Origin of the sequence: Mycolicibacterium novocastrense (genome assembly GCF_001570485.1) — a bacterium.
GTDB lineage: Bacteria > Actinomycetota > Actinomycetes > Mycobacteriales > Mycobacteriaceae > Mycobacterium > Mycobacterium novocastrense.
In genome coordinates this window covers 1-15,901 of sequence record NZ_BCTA01000027.1, presented here as the reverse complement: position 1 = coordinate 15,901, position 15,901 = coordinate 1, and the positions used below count along the sequence as shown (strand labels likewise).

The window sequence follows — 15,901 nt, the reverse complement described above, 5'->3', positions numbered from 1 at the left end:
CCGGCGACACGGTTAGATGACTTCGTGACCGATATCTCTGCTGACGACGAACTGGCCACGCTCGACGAGTTCATCTTCCTCACGGAGAACGCGCGGCAGGCCGGTGTCGACGCGGTGCCCCACGCCGAGCGCATCGATTCCGGACCCATCAGCGCGCTGAAATTCGGCGAGGGGTCGCCGCGGGTGGTGTTCCTGCACGGCGGCGGACAGAACGCCCACACCTGGGACACCGTGATCGTCGGGCTCGGCGTGCCGGCGCTCGCCATCGACCTGCCCGGGCACGGCCGCTCGGCGTGGCGCGAGGACGGCGACTACGGCCCGAAGAGCAACGCGGTCGCGGTCGAACCCGTGATCCGCTCACTGGCCCCGGACGCCTCCCTGGTGGTGGGCATGTCGCTGGGCGGCCTGACGTCGTTGCGCCTGGCCGTCGAGGCCCCGGATCTCGTGCGCAGGCTGGTGCTCGTCGACGTGACGCCTTCGGCGCCCGAGCGGCACACCCAGATGACCGAGGCGCAGAAGGGCACCGTCGCTCTGGTGCAGGGCGACCGCATCTTCCCCTCGTTCGAGGCGATGCTGGAGAAGACGGTCGCCGCAGCGCCACACCGTGATCGGGAGTCGTTGCGCCGCGGCGTGTTTCACAATGCGCGACGGCTCGACGACGGCACCTGGACCTGGCGCTACGACGAGATGCGCAAGGGTGAGGGCTTCGAGGGTCTGTGGGACGACGTCCCGCGGCTGGCGGTGGCAACGACGTTGGTGCGCGGCGCCAACTCGTTCTTCGTCAACGACGACGACGCCGCCGAATTCGCCCGTCGCGCACCGGGATTCAAAGATGTCCACATCGTCGAGGATTCCGGACACTCGGTGCAGAGCGATCAGCCGCGCAAGTTGATCGACATCCTGCGGGCGGTGCTCGCCGAGTAGCTCGGTTTCGCCCCTGCCTGCGAGCGACCGCATTTGTCCGCGGTTTCGCGGTGTGTCGGCGGGCAGACACGGTCGCTCGCGGGGGTTGGTGGTCGGGAGACTGACGCTGCGTACGGTTGAAGTGTGAGCTTTCCGATTCGTGTCGGCGTGCAATTGCAGCCGCAGCACTCCCCGAAGTACAGCCATATCCGCGACGCGGTCCGCCGGTGCGAGGACATCGGCGTCGACATCGCCTTCAACTGGGACCACTTCTTCCCGCTCTACGGCGATCCCGACGGGGCCCACTACGAATGCTGGACGATGCTGGGCGCCTGGGCCGAGCAAACATCGCGCATCGAGATCGGCGCCCTGGTGACCTGCAACTCGTACCGCAATCCCGAGCTGCTGGCAGACATGGCGCGCACCGTCGACCACATCAGCGACGGGCGCCTGATCCTGGGCATCGGTTCGGGTTGGAAGCAGAAGGATTACGACGAGTACGGCTACGAGTTCGGCACCGCGGGCAGCCGGCTCGACGACCTCGCCGGGGCGATGCCGCGCATCACGTCGCGCCTGTCCAAGCTCAACCCGCAACCCACCCGCGACATCCCGGTCCTCATCGGCGGCGGTGGCGAGAAGAAGACGCTGCGACTGGTCGCCGAGTACGGCGACCTCTGGCACAGCTTCTCCGACAGCGCCGAATACCCGCGCAAGGCCGAGGTTTTGGCGCGACACTGCGCCGATGTGGGTCGTGACCCGCAGACCATCGAGCGGTCGGCAGGCGTGTCGGGAAAGACCGTGGAGGCTTTGATCGGGGAGGCCGATGCGCTCGCCGACCTCGGCGTCACGATGCTGACCGTCGGGGTGAACGGACCCGACTACGACCTGTCCGAAGCCGAAGCGTTGGTCCGCTGGCGCGACCGTCGTCAAAACGCGGGCGGCTGAACCGGCGTAACCGCTCCCGGCGAGGCGTGGTGCGTGAGAGACTGTCGCCGCCATGCCCAAGAAGTATGGGGTCAAGGAAAAAGACCTTGTGGTCGCGCACGTCGTGAACCTCGTCCTGACCGGCAAGCTCCGGTCCGGTGATCGGATCGACCGCAACGAGATCGCGCAGGACCTCGGTTTGTCGCGCGTGCCGATTCAAGAGGCCGTCGTACAGATGGAACACGACGGCATCTTGTCCACCCGATATCACCGCGGGGCGTTCGTCGAACGTTTCGACGAGGCGTTCGTTCGTGAGCACCATGAGCTGCACGGGTTTTTGACCGGCATGGCCTCCGCGCGCGCCGCCGCCGAGCCCGATCCCCGCGTCGCCGAACGGCTGGACGCGCTGACCGACACGCTGCGCGGCACCCGCGACTCCCGCGCCTTCTACGACGCCGCCTGGCAGTACCGCACCGTGATCACCGACGCCTACGCCGGCCCGCGACTGACGGCGCTGATCCGCTCCGTCCAGGCCTTCACACCTCGAGCGTTCTGGGTGGCATACCTGAGCGACCACGACGAGATGCTGCCGTTCTACGAGGACGAGACCGCTGCGATCCGCGGCGGTGACCAGGAGGCCGCACGCGCCGCCTGCATCGCCCGCAGCGAGGCGATGGGCCACATCATGGTCACCGAACTGGTTCGACGAGGCGTGCTGCGCGGGGCGGACGCCTCGTCGGTTACGTTCTGATCGAGCCCAACCCCGCGAACGCGCGGCCCTGACCGATACGTTGCACAGATGACCCCGTTCGCGCGCTTCGGCAAGATCTTGGTGGTGGCGCTCGTCGCGGTGCTGGTGTCCGGTGTCGGGTTGGCCGCACCCGCACACGCCAACGTGGACCAGTGCACACCTCCCGGCGTCGAGAGTGCCAGCGCCCTTCCGACCAACCTGGCCGCGGCGGCTTCCGGGCCCGACGAGGACCGGTACACCACCCCCTCCGTGGTGCCGCTCACGTCGGTCAACGTCGACGCGTTGGGCCTGATCCAACCCGGCACGCTGACCGTCGGCACCCTGTCGGACGCGCCGCCGAGCATCTGCATCAACTCGGCGGGTCAGTTCACCGGCTTCGACAACGAGGTGCTGCGCGCGATCGCCGACAAGCTGGGCCTGCGGATCAACTTCGTCGGCACCGAGTTCTCCGGGCTGCTGGCGCAGGTGGCGGCGCGGCGCTTCGACGTCGGGTCCTCATCGATCACCACGACCGAGGAGCGCCGCCGCACAGTCGGTTTCACCAACGGCTACGACTTCGGCTATTTCTCGCTGGTCGTGCCCACCGGCTCGCCGATCACCGGTTTCGACAAGTTGGCCCCGGGACAGCGCATCGGCGTGGTGCAAGGCACCGTGCAGGAGTCCTACGTCATCGACACCCTGGGCCTGCAGCCGGTCAAGTACCCCGACTACAACACCGTCTACGCGAGCCTGAAGACCCGGCAGATCGACGCCTGGGTCGCCCCGTCCCAGCAGGCGTCGGGAACCGTGCAACCCGGCGATCCGGCCGAGATCATCGAAAATACCTTTAGCTTGGACAATTTCATCGCCTGGGCGGTGGCCACCGAGAACCGCCCGCTCATCGACGCGCTGAACTCCGGGCTCGACGCCGTGATCGCCGACGGCACCTGGGCGCGGCTGTATTCGGAATGGGTGCCGCGGGCGCTGCCGCCCGGGTGGAAGCCGGGCTCCAAGGCGGCTCCACCGCCCCAACTGCCCGACTTCAACGCGATCGCCGCCGAGAACCAGCAGGCCCCGACCGGACCCGCGGCGCCGAAATCGACGCTGGCGCAACTGAAGGACTCGTTCCTGAACTGGGACCTGTACCGGCAGGCGGTTCCGGACTTGTTGAAGACCGGCCTGCCGAACACGTTGATCCTGACCGTCAGCGCAGCCGTCATCGGGCTGGTGCTGGGGATGCTGTTGGCCGTCGCCGGGATCTCGCGGCATCGCTGGCTGCGGTGGCCGGCGCGGGTGTACACCGACATCTTCCGCGGCCTGCCCGAGGTGGTCATCATCTTGTTGATCGGCCTGGGAGTGGGCCCGGTCGTGGGCGGGTTGACCGGTAACAACCCGTTCCCGCTGGGCATCGCGGCGCTGGGCTTGATGGCGGCCGCCTATGTCGGGGAGATCTTCCGGTCCGGTATCCAAAGCGTCGAACCCGGGCAGATGGAAGCATCACGCGCACTGGGCTTTTCGTACACCTCGTCGATGCGGTTGGTCGTGATACCCCAGGGTGTGCGGCGGGTGCTGCCGGCGCTGATGAACCAGTTCATCTCGCTGCTGAAAGCTTCCTCGCTGGTCTACTTCCTCGGGCTGGTGGCCGATCAGCGTGAGCTGTTCCAGGTCGGACGCGACCTGAACGCGCAGACCGGCAACCTGTCACCGCTGGTGGCCGCGGGCTTCTTCTACCTCCTGCTGACCGTGCCGCTGACGCATCTGGTCAACTACATCGACAACCGGCTGCGACGCGGGCGAAAACCCTCCGAGGAGGACCCGCTTCCGATGGCGACGTCTCAGGAGATGATCTGATGAGCGCGTCGGGATTCGATCCTGTGTCGTTGAGCGCCAACGACATCCACCTTTCATTCGGCCCCAACCCGGTGCTGCGCGGCGTGGACATCGATGTGCCCGCCGGCACCACCGCGGCGGTGATCGGGCCGTCGGGTTCGGGCAAGTCCACGCTGTTGCGGACTTTGAACCGGCTGTACGAGCCTGACCGCGGCGACATCCTGCTCGACGGTCGTTCGGTGCTCGCCGACAATCCCGACCAGTTGCGCCAGCGCATCGGGATGGTCTTTCAGAACTTCAACCTGTTTCCGCACCGCAGCGTGTTGGACAACGTGACACTCGCCCCGCGCAAGCTCAAACGACTCAGCGCCGACGAGGCCCGCGAGCTCGGGCTGGCACACCTGGACCGCGTCGGCCTGCGCAACAAAGCCGACGTGCGGCCGACAACGCTGTCCGGCGGACAGCAGCAGCGAGTGGCGATCGCGCGGGCGCTGGCGATGGCGCCGCAGGTGATGTTCTTCGACGAGGCGACCTCGGCGCTCGACCCGGAGTTGGTGAAGGGCATCCTCGCGCTGATCGCCGACCTCGGCGCCGACGGCATGACGATGGTGGTGGTCACGCACGAGATGGGCTTCGCCCGGTCGACGTCGGATGCCGTGGTGTTCATGGATCACGGCAAAGTGGTCGAGGCCGGACCGCCCGAGCAGATCTTCGACGCGGCCGAGACCGAGCGCCTGCAGCGGTTCCTCTCGCAGGTGCTGTGACCGGGCCGTCGACGACTTTGAAATAACGCGTCCGTCACGCATCATGGCAGCGGCTAACAGGTTAGACTGCCGAAATTATGGCGGAAGTCGTCGAACCGCAGGTCGCGGAGCTGTCAGGAGAGCTGCAGCGGGTTCTGTCCCGGGTGTTCTCCGTGCTGCGTCGCAGCGACACCAACCGCACCGACGCGGGGGACCTCACGTTGGCGCAGCTGTCGATCCTGCTCACGCTGCTGGAGCAGGGCCCGATGCGGATGACGGATCTGGCCGCCCACGAGCGTGTTCGCACGCCCACGACGACGGTCGCGATCCGCCGATTGGAGAAGCTGGGCCTGGTCAAACGCTCCCGCGACCCGTCGGACCTGCGCGCGGTGCTCGTCGACATCACCCCGGAGGGCCGGGCTCAGCACCAGGAGGCGCTCGAGGTTCGTCGCGCGCATCTGGCCAGCCTGCTGTCGCGGTTGAGCCCGGAGGACATTGAGACGCTGACCAAGGCCATCGACCCGCTCGAGCGGCTGGCCGAATAGCGGGCTAACCCAGCCAGTCCAGGACGGCGGCCGCCGTCCACGATTGCTGCATGCTGCCCAGCGGCTCGCCGGTGAAGGGTTCGTAGTACTCGGCGAAGGTTCCGTCGCTGGCCTGGCGCAGTCCCTCCTGGCGCAGCAGACGCGCGCGTTCTGCCCAGCCGCGGCGCGCGAAGCACCACGAGAACAGCCACGTCATCACCGGCCAGACCGGCCCGCGCCAGTATTCGCGCGGCCGGAAGTCCCGCGACACCGGCGAGGTGGACGGGATACAGGCGTACTTGAGGTCGGGGTGAGCGCAGAATCGCGGGCCCTCCAGCAGTTTCACCAGCGCGCGTTCCTTGTCGTGCGGAAGGCCGCCGCACAACAACGGGGCGAACTGCGCGACCGTCTCGGTGGCCACCCACTTGCCGGCCTTGAGATCGAAATCCCTTGCCGCGCCGGTTCTTTCGTCTGCGGTGTCGATGACTCCGGCCCGGAACCGCCGGCCCCACGCGTAGAGGTCACGCACGTCGGCGCGTGGGCGGCCGTAGTCCTCGCCGATCTCGGCGAGCACGTCGCAGGCGACCGCGAGGATGGCTGAGACGAACACGTCCTCGACCGCGAAACTCATGACCTTGGGCAGCAATTCGTCGTCGTAGCGCGCCGACTTCATCTCCTCGAGCAACCAGAGATAGCGGTCGTACTCGAGGTCGGAGGGACGTTGGGTGGCGTCGGTGACGATCGTGTTGTCCTCGCGCTCGTACTCCGGCACGTTGCCCGGAATCACGTTGGCGTACGCGCTGTCCCAGCGTGGGGAGTTGTCCATACCGGACTCCCAGCCGTGGTAGAGCGTGACCCGGCCGTGCTCCTTCGGGTCGCGGGCCTCGGCGAGCCAGCGATGCCAGTGGACGAGGTCGGACCAGCGGCGGTCCAGGAACGCCTCGGCGACGGCGCGGGTGGACCGGCCGCGGGTGCGGGCGTGATCGAGGATGCGCTGCACGGCGATCGCGTGCACCGGCGGCTGGGTGATGCCGGACGTGTGCCGGTTGCGCGGCGCGTGCGCGGCCAGCGCGGATGTGGCCCAGCGCGCCGGGCCCGGGAAATAACCGTCGACGCCGTTGGCGAACACGATGTGCGGGATCATCCCGTTGGTCCACTGTGCGCTGAGCAGGGTGTCGAGTTCGACGACGGCGCGCTCGACGCTCAGCGGGGCCAGCCCGATCGCCACGAACGCCGCGTCCCAGCTCCACATGTGCGGGTACAACAGGGGCGCGGCCGTGGTCATGGTGCCCAGGTCGTTACCCCGCAGCAGGTACGCAGCGCGGGCCGCGAGCTGGGTGGGAGCAAAGCTGTGGTCGGGTGGCATCCGTTCCATGATGCGACGCTTCGCGGCGAATCGCAGATCGGTAGGGTTTCGACATGCCGACCGCGATGATCACGGGTGCCTCACGGGGACTCGGGACGGCGATCGCCACGGCGCTCGCCGACAGCCACACCCTGTTTCTGGCCGGGCGGCCGTCGGCGGCGCTCGACGAGGTCGCCGCGCAGTTCGGCGCGACCACTTGGCCGATCGACCTGGCTGACGTTTCCGGAATCGAGGCCGCGGTCGAGCCGATCGTCGAGCTGGACGTGCTGATCCACAACGCCGGGGTGGCGTTTCCGGGCCGGGTCGCCGAATCCACCGTCGACGAGTGGCGTATCTCCATGGAGGTCAACGTCATTGGCGCGGTTGCCCTTACGCTGGCACTGTTGCCTGCGTTGCGCGCCGCGCGCGGACACGTACTGTTTGTGAACTCGGGATCGGGAATCAACGCGTCGCCGGGATTGGCGTCGTATTCGGCGAGCAAGTTCGCGTTGCGGTCGTTCGCCGACTCGCTGCGGGCAGACGAGCCGTCGCTGCGCGTGACGTCGGTGTATCCGGGCCGCATCGCCACGGAGATGCAGGAGGGGCTGGTCGCCTACGAGGGCGGCCAGTACGACCCGTCGCGGTTCCTGAGCCCGGAGAGTGTGGCGAAGGTGATCGCCGATGCGGTGCACACCCCGCCGGACGCCCACGTGCACGAGGTCGTCGTCCGCCCCCGCAAGTAGCCCCGCCGTTTGTGAATCCGACGACGCTCAGAGCGCCCAAACCGTCGCCAGAATCACAATCGAGCGGCGGGGCGGGGGGTCACACGACGATGTTGACGAGGCGGCCCGCCACGACGATGACCTTCTTCGGGGTCGCGCCGTTGATGAACGCCTGAACCTTCTCGTCGGCCAACGCGGCGGCCTCCAGCGCGTCGGCGTCCGCGTCCGCGGCGACCGTCACACGACCGCGCACCTTCCCGTTGACCTGCACGGGGTACTCGACGGTGTCCTCGACGAGGTACTGCGGGTCGGCCACCGGGAACGGTCCGTGCGCCAGCGACGAGTCGTGGCCCAGCCGACGCCACAGTTCCTCGGCCAGATGCGGGGCGAGCGGCGCGACCATCAGCACCAGCGGCTCCAACGCCGCGCGCGCCGTCACCCCCTCCTTGGTCAGGTGGTTCGTGTACTCGATCAGTTTGGCCGCCGCGGTGTTGTTCCGCAGGTTCGTGTAGTCGTCGGTCACTCCGGCGATGGTGCGGTGCAACAACTTCAGCGTCGGCTCGTCGATCGCCTCGTGTTCGGCGACGCGGTTCGCACCGGTCTCCTCGTCGACCACCAGCCGCCACACCCGCTGCAGGAACCGGTGCGCGCCGACGACGTCCTTGGTGGCCCACGGCCGCGACGCCTCCAGCGGGCCCATCGACATCTCGTACACCCGAAGCGTGTCCGCACCGTAGTTGTCGCAGATCTCGTCGGGCGACACCGAGTTCTTCAGGCTCTTGCCGATCTTCCCGAACTCCTGGAAGACCTCGACCTCTCCGTCGGGACCCGACCAATAGAACTTCTGGTCCCGCTCAACGACTTCCGCGGCAGGAACGTAGGCGCCGCGGGAGTCGGTGTAGGCGAACGCCTGGATGTATCCCTGGTTCACCAGCCGGCGGAACGGCTCGGAGGAGCTGACGTGACCGAGGTCGTAGAGCACCTTGTGCCAGAACCGGGCGTACAACAGGTGCAGCACAGCATGCTCGACACCGCCGACGTACAGGTCCACACCGCCCGGATCGTCGGCGCCATGTTCGATGGGCCGCGGCCCCATCCAGTACGCCTCGTTCTCCTTGGCGCACAACTCCTCTGTGTTGTACGGGTCGGTGTATCGCAGCTCGTACCACGAGCTGGCCGCCCACTGCGGCATCACGTTGGTGTCGCGGGTGTAGCGCTTGAGCCCGTCGCCGAGATCCAACTCGACATTCACCCAGTCCGTGGCCTTGCCCAGCGGCGGTGACGGTTCGCTGTCGGCGTCGTCGGGGTCGAACAGCACCGGCGAATAGTCCGGTACGTCCGGCAACTCCACCGGCAGCGCCGATTCCGGCAGCGGGTGCGCGCGACCGTCCTCGTCGTACACGATCGGGAACGGCTCACCCCAGTACCGCTGCCGCGCGAAAAGCCAGTCTCTCAGCTTGTATTCGACGCGCGGACGGGCGCGGCCCTGCGCCGCCAGCCGGGTGGTGATCGCCTCCTTGGCCGACGCGACACTGAGCCCGTTGAGGTAGTCGGAGTTCACGATCGGGCCTTCTCCGACGTAGGGGGCCTGCGTGACATCACCTCCGGCAACGACTTCCACGATCGGCAAGCCGAACTCGGTCGCGAATTCCCAGTCGCGATGGTCGTGTCCGGGAACGGCCATGATGGCCCCGGTGCCGTAACCGAGCAGCACGTAATCGGCGATGAAGATCGGAACTTGTTGACCGTTGGCGGGATTCGTCGCGTACGCGCCGACGAACACACCGGTTTTGATCTTGTTCTCTTGACGCTCCAGATCCGATTTCGCCGCGATCGCGGACCGGTACGCGGCGACCGCTTCGGCCGGTGTCGCAGCGCCGTACGTCCACCGCTCGTCGACACCGGCGGGCCACTGGTCGGCCACCACCCTGTCGACCAGTTCGTGTTCGGGCGCCAACACCATGTACGTCGCGCCGAACAACGTGTCGGGCCGGGTGGTGAACACCTCGATGTCCCCGGCATCGGTGCCGAAAAGGACAGAGGCCCCCGTCGACCGGCCGATCCAATTGCGCTGCATGGTCTTGACCTTCTCCGGCCAGTCCAGCCGTTCGAGGTCGTCGAGCAGGCGATCGGAGTAGGCGGTAATACGCATCATCCACTGCCGCAAGCGCTTACGGAACACCGGGAAATTGCCGCGCTCGCTGCGGCCGTCGGAGGTGACCTCCTCGTTGGCCAGTACCGTGCCCAATCCCGGACACCAGTTCACCAGCGAGTCGGCCCGATACACCAGCCGGTAGGAGTCGATGACGTCGGCGCGTTCGGTCGTCGAAAGGTCTGACCACGCCCGGCCGTCGTCGAGGTCGCGCGCCCCTGACTCGAACTCCTCGACGAGCTCCGCAATCGGCCTGGCCTTCTGCACGGCGGGGTCGAACCACGCGTTGTAGATCTGCAGGAAGATCCACTGCGTCCACTTGTAGTAGTCGACGTCGGTGGTGGCGAAGCTGCGCCGCGAGTCGTGACCGAACCCCAGCCGGCCCAGCTGCCGCTTGAAGTTGACGATGTTGGCCTCGGTCCGGATTCGGGGATGCGTCCCGGTCTGGATCGCGTACTGCTCGGCGGGCAGGCCGAACGCGTCAAAACCCAAGGCGTGCAACACATTGTGCCCGGTCATCCGGAAGTACCTGGCGTAGACGTCGGTCGCGATGTAACCCAGCGGGTGCCCGACGTGCAGACCCTCACCCGACGGATACGGGAACATGTCCAGCACGAACATCTTGTCTTCGGGCACCGGCGAACCGTCAGCGGGCGCCAGCGACCCGACGGGGTTCGGCACGTGGAAGGTCCCCGCGTCCGCCCACCGCTGCTGCCAGGTGCGCTCGATCTGCCCGGCCAGCTCCGCGGTGTAGCGGTGCTGCGGGGTGTCTGTGGTCGGCGCGTCTGTCACGTGAACAGGGTATAAGCACGCCTATCCGCGATGCTTCGGCCACGGGTCGGTCTCGGTTGCATTGCGGGGATGTCAGAACACGGTTGCAGGTCGATTCCGACGCTGGTCGCCGTGCTTGGCCGGTCGATACAGTCAGCGCCTGACCTCTTCCCGTGCAGTTCGGAAGGACCGACGCAGATGATCGAGATCGCCCCTCGCTGGCGGGTTCTGGCCGCAGGTGTGGCCGCCGCCACCGCCGGCGTCCTCGGCTTCGCGGGCACGACCGCATCGGCCGAACCTCTCGTTCCGCAACCACCTGCGCCCGCGCCGGCGACCGTCACGCAGACCGTCACCGTCACACCGAACGCTGCGGCCCTCACTCAGCAGGGTGTGACCACACCGGGTGTGACTTCTGCCACCGCGGGAACCCCCGCCGGCGCGGCCGCCCCAGCGGGCACTGCGACTCCGGCAGGGGCAGCGCCTGCGGCCGGCACGGCCGCGACGCACGCCGGAACCGCGGCGGCCCCTGCCGGTACCACGGCGCCGGGCCTGGCCGCCCAGCCCGTGCCCCCGGCACCGGTCGCCACGATCACGCCCGCCACCTCCGGCACGCTCTCGGAGTTCTTCGCCGACAAGGGGGTCAAACTCGAGCCGCAGAACAGCCGCGAATTCAAGGCGCTCACCATCGTGCTGCCGATGCCGCGCGGCTGGTCGCACGTCCCCGACCCGAACGTGCCCGATGCCTTCGCCGTGATCGCGGACCGCGTCGGCGGCAACGGGCTGTACACGTCGAATGCGCAGGTCGTGGTGTACAAGCTGGTCGGCGAGTTCGACCCCAAAGAGGCGATCAGCCACGGCTTCATCGACAGCCAGAAGCTGCCCGCCTGGCGCACCACCGATGCGTCACTGGCCGAGTTCGGCGGCATGCCGTCGGCGGTGATCGAGGGCACGTACCGCGAGAACAACATGACGCTGAACACCTCGCGGCGTCACGTCATCGCCACGGCCGGGCCGGACAAGTACCTGGTGTCGCTGTCCGTCACCACAAGTGTCGACCAAGTGGTCCCGGCCGCGGAGGCCACGGACGCGATCGTCAACGGTTTCCGGGTCACGGTTCCCGGGGCGCCCGCCGCAGCACCACCCGCTGCGCCTGCAGCCCCCGGCGCCCCTGCCCCGGCCGCTCCCGGCGCGGCATCGCCGGTGTCGAATCCGCCGTCAGCTGCGACGGCGCCGGCCGCCCCGCGGATCCCGAGCGCAACTGCGCTGGGAACCCAGCCGGGCCTGCCGGGTTAGGCCCGTCCCCCGGGCGAAGCCTGGCGCCCGGGGGACGTCCCAACTCGTCGATGGCGACGGGTCTCGATATCCTGTCGCCCATGCTCATCGCCGCGGTGCTCTGCCTGTGCGCTGCCGGCGCGATCGCCGCGGTCGGCGGGTGGCTGCTGCGCCGACCACATCCCGAGGACCCCGTGCGCACCGTGTTGCGCTCGGTGGCGCCGGTCCAACTGGCGGCCGCCGCGATGCTGGCCGCCGGCGGTGCCGTCGCACTGGCGGCCGATCCCGGCACGGCCATCGTCGTGTTGATCGTCTGCGTGGTCGGGGCGCTCGGAACCGTCGGGGCCGGATGCTGGCAGAGCGCGAAGATGGCCGCCCGTCTTTCCGGCGCTGAACGCAGCACCGGAGATGCTTGCGGCGGCGCGTGCGCCACCTGCACGCTGTCCTGCAGTTGAGGAGCTAGTTGCGGCTGACGTCGATGGGATGCGTCGCGAGCAACGACAGCGGGAGTGGCTGTCTGCGCAGCACCCGCGACCAGAGGTCGACCTTCGGTTCGACCAGAACGTCGGATGGCAGCGCGGACAACACGATCCAGTCGTCGCGCTCGATCTCGCCTTCGAGTTGGCCGATCGTCCAGCCCGAGTAGCCGGCGAAGATTCTGATGCCCTCGACCACCGGGGCGATCGAGTCGGGATCGGCGTCCAGATCGACCATCACCATCCGCCCCTGCACATGGCGCAGACCGGGACAGTCGGTGGCCTCCATCCCCGCGCGCAGAGTCGCGAGGCACAGCGCCGCATCGCGTTTGACCGGTCCGCCGATGAACATGGTCTTCGGTTTGCCGGCCAGCTTGGCCCACTGGGGCAATACGTTGTAGACCGCCGTCTCGCTCGCCCGGTTCAGCACGACGCCGAGGGTGCCGCCGTCGTTGTGTTCCACGACGTAGATGACGCTGCGGCGAAACGTCGGTTCCAGAAGGTCTGTGTTGGCAAGGAGCAGTGTCCCCGCCCGCACTCGAGGCGCGGCAGGGGCGATGAAATCCTCCGGGTCCTCTGACTGCGCCACCCGTCCATCATGGCACCGGCAACCCCCGTCGTGGCGGACAAGCGCGACGCCGCCGCGATATTTGTACTGTGGGTGCGGTCCGATCCGCCGCTTATCAGGAACGGGATCCCCCTTGGCCGATTTTCGCGCGCCCGTCGCCGTGTGGCGGTCGGTGCGTGGCCTGCCCGAGTTTCGGCGTCTGCTGGAACTGCGCCTGGTGAGCCAGTTCGGCGACGGGCTGTTCTCGGCGGGGTTGGCAGGCGCGATTTTGTTCAATCCGCAGCGCGCCGCCGAACCGTGGGCGATCGCCGGCGCGTTCGCGGTGCTGTTCCTGCCCTACTCGCTGTTGGGTCCGTTCGCCGGAGCGCTGCTCGACCGCTGGGATCGTCGGCTGGTGCTGGTCGCGGCGAACGCCGGCCGCCTGGTGCTGGTGCTCGCCGTCGCGCAGCTGCTCGAATCCGGAGCGGGAGATCTGGCGATCCTGTGCTGTGCGCTGATCGTCAACGGGTTCACCCGTTTCGTGTCGTCCGGGCTGTCCGCGGCGCTGCCGCATGTCGTGCCCAGAGATCAAGTGGCGGCGATGAACTCCGTTGCGATCGCGGCCGGCGCGGCCGCCGCGTTCCTCGGCGCCAACTTCATGCTGCTGCCGCGCTGGCTGTTCGGCGCCGACGACGCCGGTTCGGCGGTCATCATCCTCATCGTGGCCGCTCCGGTGGCCCTGGCCCTGTGGTTGGCGTGGCGTTTTCCGCCGCGGCTGCTGGGACCTGACGACAGCGCGCGTGCGGTACACGGCTCGGTGCTCTACGCGGTCGCCACCGGCTGGGTGCACGGGGTCAGAACCGTGACGGCGGTACCTGCCGTGGCCGCGACGTTGGCGGGCCTGGCCGCGCATCGGATGGTGTTCGGGATCAACAGCCTGTTGGTGCTGGTGATGGTGCGGCACACCGACACTGCGCAGGTCGCCGGGTTGGGCACCGCGGTGCTGTTCGTCGCGGCGACCGGCACGGGCGCCTTCATCGCCGCCGCGGTCATGCCGGTGGCGGTTCGGCGCTGGGGCCGGTACGCCACGGCCAACGGCGCGTTGGCGATCGCCGCGCTGGTCCAGCTGGCCGGGTCCGGGCTGCAGCTGGCGATGATGGTGGCCTGCGGGTTCCTGCTCGGTATGGCGGGCCAGGTGGTCAAGCTGTGCGCGGACAACGCCATGCAGCTTGACGTCGACGACGGCCTGCGCGGGCATGTGTTCACCGTGCAGGACTCGCTGTTCTGGATGTCGTTCATCGGGGCGATCGCGTTGAGCGCAAGTGTGATTCCGCCGGACGGACGCCAACCGGCGCTCGCGTTGGCCGGCGTCGGCGTGTATCTCGCCGGTCTGGCCGCACACGCGACAATCGCGAAACAGTCGCCGACCCCGGGTTAAGGTGACCGGCATGGCTGGTGCCGCGCCGATGGTGGCCGACCTGCGCGCCGAGAGCGACGAACTGGACGCCCTGGTGTCCGACCTTCCCGCCGAGGGCTGGGCAGAACCCACTCCCGCCGAGGGCTGGACCATCGCGCATCAGATCGCACATCTGCTGTGGACCGACCGCGTCGCGCTGACCGCCGTCACCGACGAGGCCGCCTTCGCCGACCTGCTCGAAGAGGCGGGCAAGAACCCGACCGGCTTCGTCGATGCGGGCGCCGAGGAGTTGGCCGCCATGTCGCCGCCGGACCTGCTTGCCGAGTGGCGCGCGACCCGGTCCCGGTTGCACGACGCGCTGCTGACCGTCGCCGAGGGCCGCAAGCTGCCCTGGTTCGGTCCGCCGATGAGCGCCGCGTCGATGGCGACGGCCCGGTTGATGGAGACGTGGGCGCACGGCCTCGATGTCGCCGACGCTCTCGGTGTGCGCAGAGAGCCCACCGCGCGGCTGCGGTCGATCGCTCACATCGGTGTGCGCACACGCGATTTCGCGTTCGTGATCAACGGCATGGCGCCGCCGGCCGAACCGTTTTACGTCGAGTTGCGCGCGCCGGACGGGTCGACGTGGTCGTGGGGACCGGAGGACGCGGCGCAGCGGGTGTCCGGTTCCGCGGAGGACTTCTGCATGCTGGTGACCCAGCGGCGCCCGCGCTCGGAACTCGATGTGCACGCGGTCGGCGAGGACGCCGAACAATGGCTGAGCATCGCGCAGGCGTTCGCGGGCCCGCCGGGGTCTGGCCGCGGCTAACTGAGTTCGGCGGCCGAGTCGGCGCGGCCGTCGCCGTCGCTGTCGGTGAGCTTGATGTCCCACGTGCCGTCGGCGTCGGCGTCGACGTAGGCGGTTTCGCCGGCCAGGGCGCGATCGGCCAACCCGTCGCCATCGTTGTCGACGAGGCTGTCGTCTTGGCCGTCGGCGTCGAGGTCGACCAGCGGGCCGCCGAACCGCTCGACCCCGTCGAGGCCGAACCAGCGCAGCCCCCGCTCGACGCTGACCGCCCAGGTTCCGCTGCCGTCATCAGTGAAATGCGTTGCGGCACCGGCATGGTCACGCACGAGATGGTCGGCGATGCCATCGTCGTCGAGGTCGGCCATCGCGTCGTCGAGCAGGCCGTCGCCGTCGAAGTCGAGCCCGACCGCCTCGAATGCGCCGTCGCCGTCGACATCCAGATCGGGCGTCGCGGACCAGATCGTCGCCGAGCCGTCGCCGTCACCGAGGCAGTAGTCCATGCCTGATCGGACGCAGCAGCCCGGCCGCGGGTTCCATCGGTCGTTGAACCCGCGCGAGCGACCGCTCTTGTACGCGCGATGGCGGCGTGTCGGCGGGCAGACGCGGTCGCTCGCGGGGGTGGGAGGGCGGGGTTGGGCGGGCGGGGTTCGGCGGGGTTACTGTCCGCCCCGGGCGGTCCACCACGCCAGCAATTCCTCGACGGCCTCCTCGCGCGACAGCGGGCCGCGGTCGAGGCGCAACTCCTTGAGGTACTGCCA

Annotated in this window: 15 protein-coding genes; 11 read left to right on the top strand and 4 right to left on the bottom strand. The window is 68.5% G+C overall.

Features of this window, described 5'->3' with window-relative positions; all coding sequences use genetic code 11:
• Positions 1 to 24: 24 nt before the first annotated feature.
• The 6 genes from RMCN_RS10255 (at position 25) to RMCN_RS10230 (ending at position 5,675) form a co-directional block, all read left to right on the top strand.
• Positions 25 to 924: an Rv0045c family esterase gene (locus RMCN_RS10255; RefSeq protein ID WP_067388876.1), complete on the top strand. Its 900-nt coding sequence runs from the start codon at positions 25 to 27 to the stop codon at positions 922 to 924.
• A 123-nt stretch (positions 925 to 1,047) separates the two neighbouring features.
• Positions 1,048 to 1,848 carry an LLM class F420-dependent oxidoreductase gene (locus RMCN_RS10250; RefSeq protein ID WP_067388874.1) on the top strand — a complete coding sequence of 267 codons (801 nt, stop codon included), beginning with the start codon at positions 1,048 to 1,050 and terminating at the stop codon, positions 1,846 to 1,848.
• A 52-nt stretch (positions 1,849 to 1,900) separates the two neighbouring features.
• Positions 1,901 to 2,578, top strand: a complete 678-nt coding sequence (locus tag RMCN_RS10245; protein ID WP_067388872.1) for a GntR family transcriptional regulator — start codon at positions 1,901 to 1,903, stop codon at positions 2,576 to 2,578.
• A gap of 48 nt (positions 2,579 to 2,626) precedes the next feature.
• Positions 2,627 to 4,408: an ABC transporter substrate-binding protein/permease gene (locus RMCN_RS10240; protein ID WP_067388870.1), complete on the top strand. Its 1,782-nt coding sequence runs from the start codon at positions 2,627 to 2,629 to the stop codon at positions 4,406 to 4,408.
• On the top strand, positions 4,408 to 5,151 hold the full coding sequence (locus RMCN_RS10235) for an amino acid ABC transporter ATP-binding protein (RefSeq protein WP_067388868.1): 744 nt from the start codon (positions 4,408 to 4,410) through the stop codon (positions 5,149 to 5,151). The genes RMCN_RS10240 and RMCN_RS10235 overlap by 1 nt, the downstream gene beginning before the upstream one ends.
• 77 nt (positions 5,152 to 5,228) lie before the next feature.
• Complete coding sequence (locus tag RMCN_RS10230) at positions 5,229 to 5,675, top strand: MarR family winged helix-turn-helix transcriptional regulator (protein WP_064346113.1); 447 nt, start codon at positions 5,229 to 5,231, stop codon at positions 5,673 to 5,675.
• A 4-nt stretch (positions 5,676 to 5,679) separates the two neighbouring features.
• On the opposite strand, the gene ggh is transcribed toward RMCN_RS10230, so the two are convergent.
• Positions 5,680 to 7,020, bottom strand: coding sequence for a glucosylglycerate hydrolase (gene ggh, locus RMCN_RS10225; protein ID WP_067388966.1), 1,341 nt, complete (start codon positions 7,018 to 7,020; stop codon positions 5,680 to 5,682).
• A 53-nt stretch (positions 7,021 to 7,073) separates the two neighbouring features.
• Here ggh and RMCN_RS10220 point away from each other — a divergent pair, with 53 nt between their 5' ends.
• A complete protein-coding gene (locus RMCN_RS10220; protein ID WP_067388866.1) occupies positions 7,074 to 7,742 on the top strand; it encodes an SDR family oxidoreductase in 669 nt (222 codons plus the stop codon).
• Positions 7,743 to 7,821: 79 nt separating this feature from the next.
• Here the strand turns inward: RMCN_RS10220 and leuS are convergent, their stop codons facing one another.
• Positions 7,822 to 10,665 (bottom strand): leucine--tRNA ligase, encoded by a 2,844-nt coding sequence (gene leuS / locus RMCN_RS10215; RefSeq protein ID WP_067388864.1) that lies wholly within the window; start codon positions 10,663 to 10,665, stop codon positions 7,822 to 7,824.
• A gap of 177 nt (positions 10,666 to 10,842) precedes the next feature.
• Here leuS and RMCN_RS10210 point away from each other — a divergent pair, with 177 nt between their 5' ends.
• Together RMCN_RS10210 and RMCN_RS10205 are read left to right on the top strand one after the other, a co-directional pair.
• On the top strand, positions 10,843 to 11,937 hold the full coding sequence (locus RMCN_RS10210; protein ID WP_067388862.1) for an LpqN/LpqT family lipoprotein: 1,095 nt from the start codon (positions 10,843 to 10,845) through the stop codon (positions 11,935 to 11,937).
• An 80-nt stretch (positions 11,938 to 12,017) separates the two neighbouring features.
• Entirely contained in the window at positions 12,018 to 12,371 is a 354-nt protein-coding gene (locus RMCN_RS10205) for a hypothetical protein (protein WP_067388964.1), read from the top strand.
• A gap of 4 nt (positions 12,372 to 12,375) precedes the next feature.
• Here RMCN_RS10205 and RMCN_RS10200 read toward each other — a convergent pair whose 3' ends face one another.
• Positions 12,376 to 12,981, bottom strand: a complete 606-nt coding sequence (locus RMCN_RS10200; RefSeq protein ID WP_067388859.1) for a YqgE/AlgH family protein — start codon at positions 12,979 to 12,981, stop codon at positions 12,376 to 12,378.
• A 112-nt stretch (positions 12,982 to 13,093) separates the two neighbouring features.
• Between RMCN_RS10200 and RMCN_RS10195 the strand changes: the two genes are divergently transcribed.
• A complete protein-coding gene (locus RMCN_RS10195) occupies positions 13,094 to 14,377 on the top strand; it encodes an MFS transporter (protein ID WP_067388856.1) in 1,284 nt (427 codons plus the stop codon).
• Positions 14,378 to 14,387: 10 nt separating this feature from the next.
• Positions 14,388 to 15,164 carry a TIGR03084 family metal-binding protein gene (locus RMCN_RS10190; protein ID WP_067388962.1) on the top strand — a complete coding sequence of 259 codons (777 nt, stop codon included), beginning with the start codon at positions 14,388 to 14,390 and terminating at the stop codon, positions 15,162 to 15,164.
• On the opposite strand, the gene RMCN_RS10185 is transcribed toward RMCN_RS10190, so the two are convergent.
• Entirely contained in the window at positions 15,161 to 15,643 is a 483-nt protein-coding gene (locus RMCN_RS10185; RefSeq protein ID WP_067388854.1) for a pullulanase, read from the bottom strand. The two genes, RMCN_RS10190 and RMCN_RS10185, sit on opposite strands and share 4 nt — an antisense overlap.
• Between the last annotated feature and the right edge of the window lie 258 nt (positions 15,644 to 15,901).